The sequence below is a fragment of the Nonomuraea mesophila genome (assembly GCF_004352805.1).
GTDB lineage: Bacteria > Actinomycetota > Actinomycetes > Streptosporangiales > Streptosporangiaceae > Nonomuraea > Nonomuraea longispora.
Window position 1 is genome coordinate 16641 of the sequence record NZ_SMLD01000026.1, and the last position, 15056, is coordinate 31696.

Below are 15056 nucleotides of genomic sequence, written 5' to 3' on the forward strand. Positions count from 1 at the left end.
ATGCCGCCCGCCGAAGCCCGGTACGAGCTCTACGGCTTGCGGTCCGGCAACCCGTACGCCTGCCGGCCGCTGAACGCCGTTGCCGACGACGCCGATCGCGCGCGCCTGCTGGAACTGGCCGGATTCGTCCGGCTCACGGCGATCAAGGAGGCTGTCGAGGCCGGGGTCAGGGGGAACCGCCCGGTGTTCTTCCTCATCAACGGCGTGAGCAAGAGCGGCAGAACGTCCCTGGCCAACCACGTGATGAGCCTCTACAGGGACGCCGCCGGGCTCGGCGAGAGCTTCGCCATCCACTGCGCGGAACCCGAGGAGATGACGCAGGACCCCTACCCGGTGATGTGCTCGACGCTGCTCTCCCTGCGCAACAAGATGAACCAGCAGGCGATCGCCATCCCCGACGTGCTGCGCGACCGCTTCACCGAGCTGGGCCGGCGGACGCACGCCGACCAGATGAACGCGTACGACCTTCAGGAGATCGCCGGGCTCACCGGTTCCACCCACGCGACGGCGAGGGCGGGTTTCGGCATCAGGTACGAGAGCGTCCCGACGAAGAAGCTGATCACCCTGGCCACCAAGGTGTTCGAGAACACCCGTACCGTCGTCGTGTTCACGGTCGACGACTATGAGCACGCCAACACCTTCCGGCTGACCAGGGCGGAGCGCCAGCGGCTGGCCTCTCACGTGCACGTCGTGGATCTGAGCGCCCTGACCGGGGAGCAGGTGGCCCATCTGGCGCGCGGCCGCTGGACGGGCCGGCCGCCCTCCCCCTTCCACGAGGAAGGCGTGAAGAACGCCTTCAGCGGGCGCAGGTACACCATCGGCCGGGCCATGCAGCATCTGGAGGTGCTGCTGGAGTTCCGGCTGCGGGAGTACGACAAGGACGACCCGTGGCCCACGGACGACCTGCACATGCCCGAGAGCTGGCTGGTGAACCGGATGTACCAGCGCGAGAGATGGAACGGGCTTGGAGGCATCGATGGCTGACTACCCCGCGCGCAATCCCTTCCCGGCCCGTGGCACGTCCAGCGCGGAAGAGACGTCCCTGCCGGATTTCCTGACCGACTGGGCCCACAGCACGCCCACGGCGCTGCTGCCGGCCGTGCGCGGCGGCGTGCGGCAGGCTCGGACCTACCTGGCGTCGTTCGACGACGACGGCGCTCTGCACTGCCTTTATGGCGCGCACGGGATCGGCAAGACGCACGCCGCGCGGTCCATGATGGCGTTCGTCAACGAGGAGTCTCCCGACGCCGTACAGCTCTACCTGAGATTCCAGGACGACGACTTCGTCGCCGCCTACCGGCGCCTGGTCTCCCAGCTGCCGCTGAGCCTGCTGACGGAGCTGAGCCTGAGTTACCTCGACACGCTGGCGGAGGAACTGTCCGGCCGTGAGGGAAGACCGGTCGGCGGGGAGTCGCAGGCGTCGGGCCCGTTCCGTCCGGACCCGGTGGAGTCCGGGGAGGTGCTGGAGGAGCAGGCCAAGGAGATCGCCGCGGTGGCGGGCGACTGGCCGCAGTTCCAGCGGGCGCTGTCGTACCTGATGCGGCCCGGGTTCGCCGATGACGCCTACGACTGGTTGTGCGGGCGGCCGATCAGCCCGGAGTCCTCCAGGGCGCTCGGGGTCAGCGCCCAGATCGACGACCCCCTGACCTGCCGTTACGGTATGCAGCTGCTGACCAGGCTGGTGACCGGCGGCGGCCGGCCGTTCGTGATGGTGCTCGACCAGTGCGAGAAGTTCCTGCTCGACGACGGTGACCCCGTGCCCAGGAACATCGGGATTCTGCAGGGCCTGGTCGAAACCGTCCCGCGGGCTCGCGGGATGCTCGTCCTGGTGGCGAGCGAGGCGGGCTGGGAGTGCATGCCGCAGGATCTGCGCCAGCGGCTGGGCGCCGGCGCCTGTCACATGCTGCCGCTCACTCCGGGTGAGGCGACGTTGGTGCTCGCCACGTACATCAACGCCGCCCGGCAGTCGGACGGCGACGACATCTGGCCGTTCACCGAGGCCGGCGTGCTGGAGCTGCTGCGGCACAGTGGCGGCAACATCCGCCTGCTGCTCCAGCTGGCCTGGGCCGGCTTCGAAGCCGCGGCTCCCGCCGGGCTCATCGACGCCCGGCTGGTCACGACCGTTTCCGCGCGGCACAGCAGCGCGCCCGGTTTCGCCGCCCTGGCGACGTTGGTCGAGAGAGAGCTACGGGCCTGCGGGCTCGCCGCTGAGCGGGTCGAGGAGAACGGCACCATCACGTCGTTCCAGTTGCCCGGAGGTCCCGCGCCGAGAGCCGTGATCAGGTTGTCGGAGGCCGTGTTCTTCGACGACGAGGTGGCCAACGCCGACGTGATGCTCACCAGGCGGGCCGGCTCGTCCTCGGCGTTCACGGCGCTCCTTGTCACGGGATACGTCAGCCCCACCGTACTCACCGTGCTGCGCGAGGCGATGCACGTGGTCCTGGTGGCCGACGGCTCCCCCGCCTTCGACCGCGCGCTGGACGAGCTCGTCAAGCGGCTCGCCGCCATGCCGGCCGTCTCCGACGAGCCGCCCCCGCAGGACGAGGCCCTGCAGGAGCTGCGCACGCGGCTGGACGAGCTGACCTCGGCACGTCAGGTCGAGGTGCTGGCGCTGCAGCGCAGGCTCGACGAGGTGGCCGAACGGCTCGAACGCGAGCGCCGGCGGCGCCCTGACTGGCGGACCCGCCGTGCGGAGCTCGTGGAACACATCACCGAGGCCAGGGACGCGCGGGCCGTGGCCGACTGGCTGGAGTTCCGCAGGGCCAGCGCGTTCGCCGTGCGCAGGCGGGCGAAGCTGCTGGCTTCGCTGGCCCTGGCCGTCGTCACGGCGATCGCGCTGTTCGCCGCGGCGGCCACGGCCGGCACGCTCCCCTTACAGATGGGGATGGTCGCCGGAGGCGCCGCCGTGCTGGGCCTCGCGGCTCTGCTCTGGAGGGCGCCGGCGGCCAGGAAGGTGCGCCACGCGGTGACGGGTGTGGAGTCCCGACGCGACCTCGACCGGCTGGCCCGCGAGGCGGGCACACGCGCCGAGCCGCACTCCGCCGACCCCGTCGGACGTTACGCCTACGCCCTCCGCGAGGATCCCGACGACGGTTACCAGCGGCTGGTGGAGGCCATGCTGACCGAGCCGCTCGCGATCGTCAGGCAGGCCATGGGACGCCGGCTGGCCGTCTCTGAGCACTCGCCCGCCGAGTGTGTTCCTGACGTGCTGCGCGGGCTGCGCGAGGGGTGTCCGGAGATGCTGCTCCTGCTGGCACGCAGGCAGCGGCATGCCGAGGCGGAGCTGCCGCCGCGTGTGCTCCGCGACCTGCCTCCTGAGCTGCGCGTTCTCGTGGCTCTGGCCAATCCCGGCACGCTGGCCTTGGCCGACGGCGCGGTTTCGCGGCAACCCGCCGAGTTCGCGCTGGAGGCGCTCGGCGTACGCGGACCGCTGCACCCGCTGGCCTTGGCCTTCCGCGGCGGCGTCAGCCACGTCATGCCGATCGAGATTCCGCCGAGCGCTCTCAGGGCCACCGCGCATCTGCTGTCGCCGCTGGAGCATGGCGGCTTCGGCACCTACGACTGGCTTCCTCTGATCGCGGAAATCGATGAGCTGTTTCTGTTCTTTGAGGAGTTGCTCTATTACCAGGAAGATAATCGGATTAATCGCTATAAATCTTGACTCACCGTCTAAGTCGTGAGACATAAGGACCGGGGTTCAACGCAGCACTCCGCCATGAGCGAGGGCCAGTTGGGGCGCGAGAGCGAAGAGGTACCCGTTGTCAGGAGACCCTGTACCGAGACCACTGCTCACCCTGGGATTCCCGGAACTGCTCGACGTCGAGGCGTTGCTGGCGACCGGTTGGGAGCCACTCGCCTTTCAGCAGTTCGTTCTGAAGATACACAGTCGCTGCGACCTGTCCTGCCGCCACTGCTACGTGTACGAGATGGCCGACCAGAGCTGGCGCGACCAGCCGCGCAGAATGTCCGACGCCATCGCCGACCGCGCGATCGAACGCATCGCGGAGCACGCCACCCGCCACGATCTGCCGGAGATCGACGTCATCCTGCACGGCGGCGAGCCGCTGCTCGCGGGCCCCGAACTCATCACGCGCCTGGTCGAGGGCATGCGCGGCGCGGTCGACACGGGCACCAAGGTCAACGTTCACGTCCAGACCAACGGGGTACGCCTGGACGAAACGTACCTGCGGCTGTTCGAGTCGCTGGAAGTGCGGGTCGGGGTCAGTCTGGACGGCGACGCCGAAGGTCAGGACCGCCACCGCCGCTTCGCCGACGGCCGCGGCAGCCATGCCCTGGTCAGCGAGTCGTTGTGGCGGCTGACCGACGGGCCCTACCACCACCTGTTCAGCGGCATCCTGTGCACGGTCGACGTACGCAACGATCCGTTACGGACGTACGAGGCGCTGCTGGAGTACGACCCGCCGGCGATCGACTTCCTGCTGCCGCACGGCAACTGGGCCACGCCGCCGCCCTTCCGCGACACCGGGTCCGCGGCCACACCGTACGCCGACTGGCTGATCTGCGTCTTCGACCACTGGTACGACAGCCCGGTCCTGCAGACCGAGATCCGGCTCTTCCGGGAGATCATGCGTCTGATCATGGGCGGCTCCTCCCGGGCGGAGAGCGTCGGGCTGTCGCCCGTCCGCATGGTGGTCATCGAGACCGACGGCGGCATCGAGCAGTCCGACATCCTGAAGAGCGCCTATCACGGCGCGGCCCAGACCCGGCTCCACGTGCTCCGCGACCCTCTCGACAGGGCGTTGCGCAGCCCTTCGTTCGTCGCCCGGCAGATCGGCGCGCAGGCGCTCTCCGCCACGTGCCACCGCTGCGATCTCATGTCCGTCTGCGGGGGCGGACTGTACGCCCACCGCTACCACCAGGACACCGGCTTCGCCGAACCGTCCGTCTACTGTCCCGACCTGTACCGGCTGATCACGCACATCGCGACGCGCTGCGAGCGTGACATGGCCCGGCTGCGTGGAGCCGGATGAACGCCGTCCACGTGGTGTCCAGCGCCGCATTCGCCGGGCTGTCCACGGGTGAGGGAGGCGCGCAGGCCGTCGGTGAGCTGTGCGCCGCGCAGGCGAGCAAACACCGGCTCCTCGTACGGCTGCTGGTGGCCGAGGCGCACCGGACGCGGCACCCGCACGCCGCTCTCGTCTCTCGCGCCTACGAGACCGTGTCCGAGCTGGAGACCGTCTTCCCCTCGGAGGTCGACCGCCTCTTGCGTCATCCAGCGGTGGGCGCCTGGGCGCTGCAGGCCTGCCGCGGACTCCCCCGCGGCGGCGGAGACCCGGGCCGGCTCGCGGCGGTCGCGATCTCCGCGGCGATCCGCACGCGGAGTTCCTGCCGGCTGCACGTGCCGGTGCCTGGGGGCGAGCTCATGCTGCCCTCGCTCGGGCTGCTCACCCTGCCCGGCGACCTGCCCGAGGTGGTCGAGGCGGTCGCCGAACCCACGGAGGACGGCGCCGAGCTGCACGTCGGCGGGCACACGTACGAGGTGAGCCTCTCAGGTGACGGGCCGCGCTGGCAGGTGCTGCACCGCGTCCCCGTCTCCCAGGACGTGAGCCTGATCATCGACGACCTCGACCCCTACCGCTGGCCGGGGGACGACGTCGGCGAACGCCTGACCAGCGAGCGGCTGCAGTTGTGGGCGGCCAGTCTGCGCGAGGCCTGGCAGGTGCTGCTGGACCGCCACCCGTCGGTGGCCGGGGAACTGGCGACGGCGGTCTCGGTGCTCACCCCCGTGGTCACCACGTCACTCGAACAGCACAGCGCCTCCGCACGGGACACGTTCGGCACGATCGCGCTGTCCGACCCGGTCGATGGGATGGGCATGGCCCTCACCCTGACGCACGAACTCCAGCACGCCAAGCTGAACGCCCTGAGCGATGTGGTGGAGCTGGTCGCTCCCGACGACGGCCGCCGCTTCTACGCGCCGTGGCGTCCCGACCCGCGCCCGCTCTTCGGGCTGTTGCACGGCGCGTACGCGCACGCGGGCGTCGCGAGATTCTGGCGCGGGCACACCGGCGATCCGCAGCACGCGCACCAAGCCCAGGTGGAGTTCGCCCACTGGCGTGAGGCCGCGTACCAGGTCACCGGCACTCTCCTCGGCAGCGGCGCGCTGACGGAGGCCGGCACGCATCTGGTCTCCACGCTGCGCGACACGCTCGCCCGCTGGCTGGCCGAGCCGGTCACGCCGGCCGCGGCCGTGCAAGCTCGCCGGCGCTCCGAGAACCACAGAGCGACTTGGGCAGGCACCCGCCCGTGAGACGGGCGGGCGCATCGGCCCACCTCAGATGGGAGGGGGATCGAAGTCGCAGTTGATCCGCTCACCGGCCATCATCGCGAGAGCGTCGGGGTGCTCACGCCCCATGACCGTGTCGAACCGCTGCTTGACCTCCGACAGGAGGCGGTCAGCCTCGGCCTCGGCGCCCGTGGCTCGCAGGTCGTGACTCAGGTTGGCGGCGCATACGAGACTGATGTAGTGGTCTTCGTCGAAGTGCGTGCGGATCCAGCGCTGGTTCTCCTCTCCCAGCCGCCGGGCGTCCTCGTGCCGGCCCAGGGCGGCAAGGTCGTTCTGCAGATTGACGGCGCAACTCACGGCGTAGTCGTGGTCGCGGCCGACCCGGACCGTGAGACCGGACAGGACCTGCTCGTCGATCTCCAGCGCCGCAGCGGGGTCGCCGTTCAGACGCAGGAGCAGGGCGAGATTGATCCTGGCCGCCAGCGTGAACGGGTGGTCGTCACCGAAGATCATGGGGTAGTGCCGCAGCGCGCGCTGCGCCGTCGCCGTCGCCTCCTCGAGGTCGCCATGGGCGCGTAACACGTTGCACAGGCCGATGGCGGCCGCCATCGTGTCGGCGTGTCCCTCGTCGTAGAGGCGGTGCAGGCGTGTGTGCGTGTCGGTCATGAGGGTGAGAGCCTCGGCCAGCCGCCCGCTTCTGCGCAGCGCGATCGCGTAGTCCTTCGCCGCCGAGAGCGTCGTGGGGTGGTCGTCCCCGAGGTGGGACACGCCGTAGGAGTAGGCCTCCTCGGCCATGTCGGTGGCCACCTGGAACTGGCCGCTCAGCCGGACGGCCCGGCTCAGGTTGCTCCACATCTGCAGCAGCGGGCGCCTGCCGACGCCCTCCACACTGCTCATGTAGAGGTAGACGTCGAGCAGCATGTCACGGGCCTGCTTGTACTCGCTGGTCAGCGCGTAGTCCAAGGCCAGGTTGTTACGGGCTTGGAGGCTCAGGGTGTCGTCCTCGCCGTGCAGCCGGTTGTATCCCGACCGGACCTCCGAGTCGAGCTCACGTGCCTGGAGGAACTCACCACGGCCACGGAGCGCGGCGGCGTAACTGTTCTTCGCCCACAGGGTGTCGGGGTGCTCGGGGCCGAGTGTCTCGGCCATCTGGTCCACGACCTGCGACATGAGTTCTTCCGCTTCGGTGTACCTGGCGAGGGCCAGGTGGACGATGCCCAGCTGTATCTGGGCCATCAGCACCTCGGGCTGCAGGGCTCCGCCCGCCGCCGTCCACTTGGTGATGTACTCGTCGAGAAGCGCCTGCGCCTGCCGGTAGCTGCCCCGCACGTAGAGGTAGCGCACCAGTTTGAGCGCGAACTGCCGAACGGCCGGCACGGTGCACTCGACCAACCCCGACGGCTCCAGATGGGCGGCCAGTTCCTCGAACTGGGGCCACCTGCTCGTGTCGTCGGCGTCGCTGGGCGCGGTGCCCGTGAGGAGGAGATGCACTTCGTGACGGAGCTCGGCACGGTCCTTCTCCGAGGTCTCGTCGCGGAGCAGCGCCTGGTTGAGGCGGTGGACCTGGAGGGTGCGGGTGGACGGCTCGACCTTGACGAGTGCCAGGCGCTCCAGGTTGCTGAGCGCGTTGGTCAGCTCGATCGGGTCGGACAGGATGGGCGCGAGGCGCGGCCCCACCGCGCGGTTCGCCCGGCGGAACACATCCCGAGGGATCGGCTCGGGACCGAAGAAGGCGCAGCAGCGCAGCACCTCGACCGCTGCGGGGATGCGGTCTTCGAGCTGGGAGACCGACAGCTGCCACGCTGCGGTCATCGACTGAGGATAGGTCGGTGCCTTCTCCAGGCTGAGCAGCCGGCTCGTCTGCTCGTCCAGCAGGGCCACATATTCGTCCACCGACATCAACGTCCGCGCCAGCAGCGCGGCCGCCTGCTCCAACGCCAGCGGAAGGTCGCCCAGCTTGTCGGCCAGCAGGTCGGCCTCCGGCTCGCCGATCGACGTGCGCAGGCGCCGCTGCAGGAACGCCACGCTCTCCTCACGGCGGAAGACGTCGACCTCGATGGTGGGCTCATGGTCGCTCCAGCGCGAATTGCGCGACGTGATGAGCACGTGACCCGGCCCTCGGGGGATGAAGTCCTTGATGTAGTCGGGTTCCTCGGCGTTGTCGAAGATCACCAGCCACCGGCGGTAGGGGGTGCCGCTCTCCAGCGTCCTGAGCACGGACTGCGTGGCCTGCTCGACGCCGGTGCTGCTGGCGGGAGGCAGGTTCAGCGCCTGCGTCATTCCCGCCAGCACGGACGGGACCAGCAGCGGCTGGTCGGCGGAGACCCACCAGACCAGGTCGTAGTGATCGCGGTATTGCCAGGCGTATTCGATGGCCAGCTGGGTCTTGCCGACGCCACCGAGACCCTGCAGCGCTTGGGGCTGGGCTACGACGGCGGTCACGGTGTTGATGCTCTTTCTGAGCGCGGTGAGGAGGTCGGCGCGGCCGGTGAAGTTGGGATTGCGCTTGGGGACCCGCTCCCAGATCTTCGGGCTCTGAGCCATGGGGTAAGCGTTATCCGTCACGTCGGTCCTCCGCTTCACACCAGAATGGTCTCCAAACGCATTATCCATCCTAGAGGTTGATTGATCGGGCCATCTAGCACAGAATCATAAGAGGATTCACGCCGGAGTGAACTCCGCCAGGCCCACGCACTTGCCAATAAACGCTCGCATGTTTTCGATATTCGGGTGACCGAAAAGGATGGAGCGCACATGCGTGACGGACAGTACGGATCCCGCCGGCTGATCGACGTGTCGGCCGTCTCTCTGCACAAGCTGAACGAAATGGAGAGCGCCGCACTCCGGAACGCGCTGGCGTCGTGCCTGACGGACGACAAGGAGCAGATCGCAGGTTTCACCAGCTCCATCTAGGCGCGCTTCGCGGATCCACTGCCGATCCAGGAGCCGGCCACGCCCGAAAAAGAACCTTTCGACCCGGGCGGGTGTGCTGGAAATGCCTCGCATGCGAAAAGTCGCAACCACCTTCCGACATGGACGATATGTGCGGTGAAATGTGGCTGTGGATGAGATCGGCATGGCGACTTCCGGCATGAAACGGGGAACGTCGGGACCGTACGTGGGCTTGAGCGTTTTCCGTGCCGCGGACCACCACGTGTTCTTCGGTCGCGACAGAGAATCCCGCGAGGTCTGCAAACTCTGGCAGACACAGCGGCTGACCATCCTGTACGGCGCTTCCGGCATCGGGAAGTCGTCGTTGATCCAGGCCGGGGTCCTGCCGCTGCTGAGCCCGAGCATGACGGACGTTCTGCCGCTGGGGCAGGTGTCGTACGGCTCCACATTCCCGCGGGCCGCGCTGGCCCCGCACAATCCGTACGTTCTGGCCCTGCTGGCGTCGTGGTCCCCGGCGGCGCGGCCCACCCGGCTGGCCGGGATGACGATCCCGGCGTTCCTTCGTACCCGGCCGGTCAAGCACGACGCCTACGGCGAGCCGACGGTCACGCTGATGGCCGTCGACCAGGTCGAGGAGCTGTTCGTCCCCGGCAGGAGGAACGGACAGCACCGCGACTGGTTCTTCTGCCAGCTCGCGGAGGCCCTGCAGGCGAACTCCCGCCTCCGGGTGTTGTTGTCGATCCGCGCGGACCGGCTGAGAGATCTCCTCGAGCACGAGCGCGAACTGCTCGGCGCGGTCCCGAACGCCGACGACCACCCCTTGGAACGGTTCTCGCTGGAGGCACTGGACAGCGACAGCGCGCTCGAAGCGGTGCGCGGGCCGGTGCGGGGCACTGGACGCGCGTTCGCTCCGGGAGCGGCCGAGCAACTGGTGGCCGAGCTCCTCAACGCCGCACCTCGCGCGGACCCGCCGGGCAGGTCGCGCGAGGTGCACCCGGTCCAGCTCCAGGTGGTCTGTGAAGCGCTGTGGAACGCGCTGCCGCCCGAGCAGGAGCAGATCGCGATGAGCGACGTGCTCGGGTATGCCGACCGGGCGCTGTCCGGGCACTATGACAGGGAGATCGGGCGGATCGCCTGGCAGCGGTACGACGGCGATGACCGCAGGTTGAGGACGTGGCTGCGGATGACGTTCTCCGACCGTACGGAGAGCCGTACGCGCAGCCGCCGGGCCGTCCGGCAGGGCACGGTCGAAACAGCGGGGGTGGGCCGATCCGTCCTTGCCCTGCTGGTGAAACGGCACATCCTCCTCGCCGGCCGGCGGGGCGGCGAGGAGGTCTACGAACTGGCCCACCACCACCTGCTCAAGGCTCCTGGCCGGGACGAGCAGCAGTCACCTCCGCCCGCCTCGCCCGGCTGCGATGACCTGCTCGGCGAGGCCGCGAGTGCGCACCGCGAGGGAGACCTCCTGCTGGCAGCCAGGCTCGGCGAGGAGGCGCTGTCCCGATCCGGGGACGACCTCTCTGTGCGCGCGCAGATCGAGTCCCTGCTCGGCAACGTCGCCTACGAACGCGGGGATCTGGACGAGGCGATCTCCCGCTACAGCACGGCCGCCAAGGGTTTCGAGACCGCCGGTGCGGTGGCCTCCGTCGGACCGCTGCTCACCGCCATCGGGCGGCTCCGGCTCGCACAGGGCTCCCCCGCCAAGGCCGTACGCGAGCTCCAGGCCGCGATGATCCGGGTGCCCGCGGACCTGACCATCCAGACGGAGCTGGCGTGGGCCCTGTGGCACGGTGGGCATCCGGACGCGGCTGTGGGGATGCTCAACGGCGTGCTCGACAGAGAGGGGAACAATACCGACGCCCTCCTTCGACGTGGTCAGATCCTGGCCGGCATGGAACGTCCGCGCGCCGCGTTACGCGACCTCGACCGGGCCAAGCCGCTGCGGTGGCCGTTCGCCAAGGTCGCGCACGCGCTCGCGCTGGCGCAGGTCGACAGTATGAGGGAAGCTCAGCGGGAGATGGTCGAGGCCCTCGCGGAGTCCGTGGATCACGGACCGTTGCTGTGGTATGCGGCCAGGGTGGAGCAACTCGCCGGAAAGACCGCATCGGCCGTGGACCTCGCCAAACGTGCGATCTCCGCACGAACGCCCGCCTTACCGCATCACATGGCCGAACCTGCGCGGCGGCTTGTCGCCGCGCAGTGACAACTCCTCCTGGACCGGTTCTTCCCCATCGATCCGGGTCTCCGGAAGGCGGGGAAGCAGGACCGCGCGCACCTTGGCACCGGGATGGGCCAGCGCCATGGCGGTCGCCATGGTCACGGACAGCACGATCGCGCCCCCGGTCACGCCCAGCCCGGTGACGAGCAGGCCCCCCAAAGGGGACGCCAGGCAGAGCGCACCGTGCGAGGCCAGTCGTGACACGCCGACCACCCGGGCCAGCGTCCGGCGGTCGATGTTCTCCGCCTCCGCGGACCTGATCGCCACGTTGCTGAACGCCCCGGCGAACCCCGTGGCGAAGAACGCCATGGCGAAGAAGGGCGGCCCTGCGTGGACCCCTGCGCCGACGGCCGCCAGCGCGAGCGCGACCACCCACGTCCAGCCGTGGATCATCAGCACCTCGCGTGGCGGCTCCCGGAAGAAGGCCACGACCGAGCCGAGCATGCCTCCCACGCCGCTCGCCGCCAGCACGAGTCCTATCGCCAGCGAGGGCATCCCGGCGGAACCGGCCACGAAGATCATGATGAGCGCGTTGACCATCAGGTTCGTGAAGGTCGTCACCAGGATCGAGCCGCGCAGGAACGGCTGGTCCATGAGCGCGCGAAACCCCGCGGACAGGTCGCGCAACAGCGGAGGCTCGGCATCAGGCCGCTCCGGCACCCGCCGCAAGGCGAAGAAGAAGAGCCAGGAGACGACGAAAAGCACCGCGTTGAGCGCAAAAGGAATATATCGCCCGGCTCCGAAAAGATATCCGCTCAACGGCCTCCCGACGAGCGAGGCGAGATGTCCCACGGACTCGCTTTTGGCCATCGCCCGCCACATCATGGTCGGCCGCACCAACGAGGGCAGCAGCGCCGTTTCGGCCAGCGTGTACAGGACCCAGAGCGTGCCCTCGAACGCGGCGGCCACCATGAGCCAGGGCAACGACGGGCCGCCACCGGGCATCGACAGGAGCACGGCCACCACGGTCAGCCAGCGACCGCTCTCGGTGACCAGCATGATCGTACGCGCGGACACCCGGTCCACCAGCAGGCCGCCCGGGATGTAGAAGACCAGCATCGGGACGGCCAGCGCGAACCCCGCCAAGCCTGCCGCGGCGGGTGAGCCGGTCTGCGCCAGCGCGAGCAGCGGATAAGCTACGCCAAAAGTGCGCGAGCCGATCGTGGAGGCCATCGAGCCCGCCCACACAATGGAGAATTCGGTTATCTTCGACCGGCGCGAGATGTAGCGCCACAGACTGTAGGCCCCGCTCAAATCCCCCGCCCCGGGTCGTCACGAGGCGTGATTCTACGATCACCATGGGAAACGGTCACGGCGACAGTCCGCCTCTTGCTCTGGGATGGGGAGGGCGCTACGAAGACTTGTCGCTAGCAACCCGCGCCAGTATAGGTCACGAAACCAGCGGCTAGCATTTTTGCGTGTCCGACGCAGTGACCTATCAAACGTGATGAGCAAGGATTCCTTATTATGAGGTTTGCCCACCTAACAAACGCTTTGGAGGCGCTTGGGCTCCGCTCCGGGCAGGTGGTCCTCGTGCACTCCTCACTCAGCAGCCTCGGACACATCGACGGCGGAGCGGGCGCGGTCGTCTCCGCGCTGCGCGGTGCGCTCGGCCCCGACGGCACCTTGGTGGTGCCCACCGGCACGTCCGCCAACTCCGACACCTCGCCCCTTCACCGCGCCGCGATCGCCGGGATGTCGGCCGAACAGGTCGCCGCCTACCGCGCGCGCATGCCGGCCTACGACCCGGCGACGACTCCCACCGACGCCATGGGCCGCATCCCCGAGCACGTCCGCACGCTGGCGAAGGCGCAGCGCAGCGCCCACCCCCAGACCTCCTTCGCCGCCGTCGGCCCGCTGGCGGCCAAGATCGTCGACGGTCATGCCCGTGACTGTCTCCTGGGCGAGCGCTCCCCGCTCGCCAAACTGTACGACGTCGGCGCGACGGTGCTGCTGCTCGGCGTCGGCTACGACAAGTGCACGGCCTTCCACCTGGCCGAATACCGCTACACCAAGCGTCCGCCGCGCCGTACGTACCGGGCCGTGGTGGACGACGGCGCGGGCCGGACCTGGTGCGCGTTCGAGGACGTGGCGCTGGACGACAGCGACTTCGCGGTCGTCGGCGCCTCTTTCGAGCGAACGGGCGCCGTACGCGTCGGCCGGGTCGGGCGAGCGCGCGCACGGTTGTTCTCGCTGCCCGACGCCGTCGACCACGCCGCCCGCTGGTTCGCCGCGCACCGCCCCGCCCGGAGCGGCTAGCGGCGCATCACCACGCGAGGGGCGATCTCGATGCCGAGCTCCCGTTCGTGCTCCACCAGCGCGCGCAGCTGCGGCCCCCACTCCGGCTCGGGCAGCACCGTGAAGCCGTGCCGGGTGTACCACGGCGCGTTCCAGGGCACGTCGCGGTAGGTCGTCAGCGTCACGGCCGGGGCGCCGCAGGCCCGCGCGTGGTCGATCACCGCCGTCATCAGCCGCCCGCCGATGCCCTGGCGCATGCTGCGCGGGTGCACGGCGAGCTGGTCGAGGTGCACGTTGCCGTCGACCGTGCCCAGCAGGGCGAACCCTTCGGGAGGCGCACCCTCGACGAGGACCCTTCCGGGGTCGTCAACCTCTTCGATCATGGTCGTGCCGGGCGGGAAGACGATGCCCACCTCGGCGAACAGCCCGTCGGCCGCCTGCTCGACGGCCACCAGGCCGGCCAGCTCCGCCGCATCCGCCCATCGCACCATGCCGACACGATCTCATCTCTCGGGCGGACCTCGCCACGGGTATTAATCTTGGTGAACGTAGGCCCGGCTGTGCGGAGCCGGGGCCCTCTCCTCACGACGTGCCCACGACCGCCCGGTGGTGGGCACGTCGTGTGCGCCGACCCCGGCGGAGGCCGCGGCCGGCCGGAGGATCAGAGGTCGAGCAGCGGCTCGAGCCCCAGGGTGAGACCGGGCAGCTCGCGGACCCTGCGCACCCCGAGCAGCACGCCGGGCGTGAACGCCGACCTGCTCATCGTGTCGTGCCGGATGGTCAGGATCTCGCCGTCGCCGCCGAGCAGCACCTCCTGGTGCGCGATGAGCCCCGACACGCGCACCGCGTGCACGCGGACACCCTCCACGTCGGCCCCACGCGCGCCGTCGAGCGCGGTGCTGGTGGCGTCGGGCATCCGGGCCGCCCCCGCCTCGGCGCGCGCCTCAGCGACCAGCTCAGCCGTACGCCGGGCCGTGCCGGACGGCGCGTCGGCCTTGTTGGGATGGTGCAGCTCGACGATCTCGGCGGACTCGAAATAGCGGGCCGCCCGCTGCGCGAAGTGCATCATCAGCACGGCGGCGATGCCGAAGTTGGGGGCGATCAGGCAGTTGGTGCCCGGCGATGCCGCCAGCCATCGGCGTACGGTCTCCAGCCGCCCCTCGTCGAACCCCGTCGTGCCCACCACCGGGTGGACACCGTGGCCGATGGCCCACTCGAGGTTGCCCATGACGACGTCGGGATGGGTGAAGTCGACCACCACCTCGGCGCCCGCGAGCCCCTCGATGGAGTCGTCCTTGTCGAGCGCCGCCACCAGCTCCATGTCGGTGGCCGCCTCGACCGCTTTGCACACCTCCACGCCCACGCGGCCGCGGGCGCCGAGCACTCCTACCTTGATCACACCGACAACCCTATCGTCCTGCCCCGATCCGTCTCCCGGCCCACGTCGGCGAACACGCAGGA

At 69.5% G+C, this 15056-nt stretch carries 11 protein-coding genes; 7 read left to right on the forward strand and 4 right to left on the reverse strand.

Annotated features, from left to right (window positions below; all coding sequences use genetic code 11):
* The 4 genes from E1295_RS12900 to E1295_RS12915 all read left to right on the forward strand — a co-directional run bounded on the left by E1295_RS12900 (position 1) and on the right by E1295_RS12915 (position 6271).
* Positions 1 to 984: a hypothetical protein gene (locus tag E1295_RS12900; protein ID WP_132630495.1), complete on the forward strand. Its 984-nt coding sequence runs from the start codon at positions 1 to 3 to the stop codon at positions 982 to 984.
* Positions 977 to 3661, forward strand: a complete 2685-nt coding sequence (locus E1295_RS12905; RefSeq protein WP_132630496.1) for a hypothetical protein — start codon at positions 977 to 979, stop codon at positions 3659 to 3661. Before E1295_RS12900 ends, E1295_RS12905 begins: the two co-directional genes overlap by 8 nt.
* 97 nt (positions 3662 to 3758) lie before the next feature.
* Positions 3759 to 4991: an FxsB family cyclophane-forming radical SAM/SPASM peptide maturase gene (locus tag E1295_RS12910; protein ID WP_246080005.1), complete on the forward strand. Its 1233-nt coding sequence runs from the start codon at positions 3759 to 3761 to the stop codon at positions 4989 to 4991.
* Entirely contained in the window at positions 4988 to 6271 is a 1284-nt protein-coding gene (locus E1295_RS12915) for an HEXXH motif domain-containing protein (RefSeq protein WP_132630497.1), read from the forward strand. The genes E1295_RS12910 and E1295_RS12915 overlap by 4 nt, the downstream gene beginning before the upstream one ends.
* Positions 6272 to 6295: 24 nt before the next feature.
* Here the strand turns inward: E1295_RS12915 and fxsT are convergent, their stop codons facing one another.
* Positions 6296 to 8791 (reverse strand): FxSxx-COOH system tetratricopeptide repeat protein, encoded by a 2496-nt coding sequence (gene fxsT, locus E1295_RS12920; protein ID WP_166427197.1) that lies wholly within the window; start codon positions 8789 to 8791, stop codon positions 6296 to 6298.
* Between the two features lie 210 nt (positions 8792 to 9001).
* On the opposite strand from fxsT, the gene E1295_RS48650 reads away from it, so the two are divergent.
* Positions 9002 to 9160: a hypothetical protein gene (locus tag E1295_RS48650; protein WP_166427198.1), complete on the forward strand. Its 159-nt coding sequence runs from the start codon at positions 9002 to 9004 to the stop codon at positions 9158 to 9160.
* A 211-nt stretch (positions 9161 to 9371) separates the two neighbouring features.
* Positions 9372 to 11342, forward strand: a complete 1971-nt coding sequence (locus tag E1295_RS12925; protein WP_132630499.1) for a tetratricopeptide repeat protein — start codon at positions 9372 to 9374, stop codon at positions 11340 to 11342.
* Here E1295_RS12925 and E1295_RS12930 read toward each other — a convergent pair.
* Positions 11292 to 12611: an MFS transporter gene (locus tag E1295_RS12930; protein ID WP_281284736.1), complete on the reverse strand. Its 1320-nt coding sequence runs from the start codon at positions 12609 to 12611 to the stop codon at positions 11292 to 11294. The two genes, E1295_RS12925 and E1295_RS12930, sit on opposite strands and share 51 nt — an antisense overlap.
* Before the next feature lie 279 nt (positions 12612 to 12890).
* Between E1295_RS12930 and E1295_RS12935 the strand changes: the two genes are divergently transcribed.
* Entirely contained in the window at positions 12891 to 13616 is a 726-nt protein-coding gene (locus E1295_RS12935) for an AAC(3) family N-acetyltransferase (RefSeq protein ID WP_246080006.1), read from the forward strand.
* Here E1295_RS12935 and E1295_RS12940 read toward each other — a convergent pair.
* On the reverse strand, positions 13613 to 14086 hold the full coding sequence (locus tag E1295_RS12940; RefSeq protein WP_132630502.1) for a GNAT family N-acetyltransferase: 474 nt from the start codon (positions 14084 to 14086) through the stop codon (positions 13613 to 13615). The genes E1295_RS12935 and E1295_RS12940 overlap by 4 nt on opposite strands.
* Positions 14087 to 14256: 170 nt before the next feature.
* Entirely contained in the window at positions 14257 to 14994 is a 738-nt protein-coding gene (gene dapB, locus E1295_RS12945; protein ID WP_132630503.1) for a 4-hydroxy-tetrahydrodipicolinate reductase, read from the reverse strand.
* Positions 14995 to 15056: the final 62 nt, after the last annotated feature.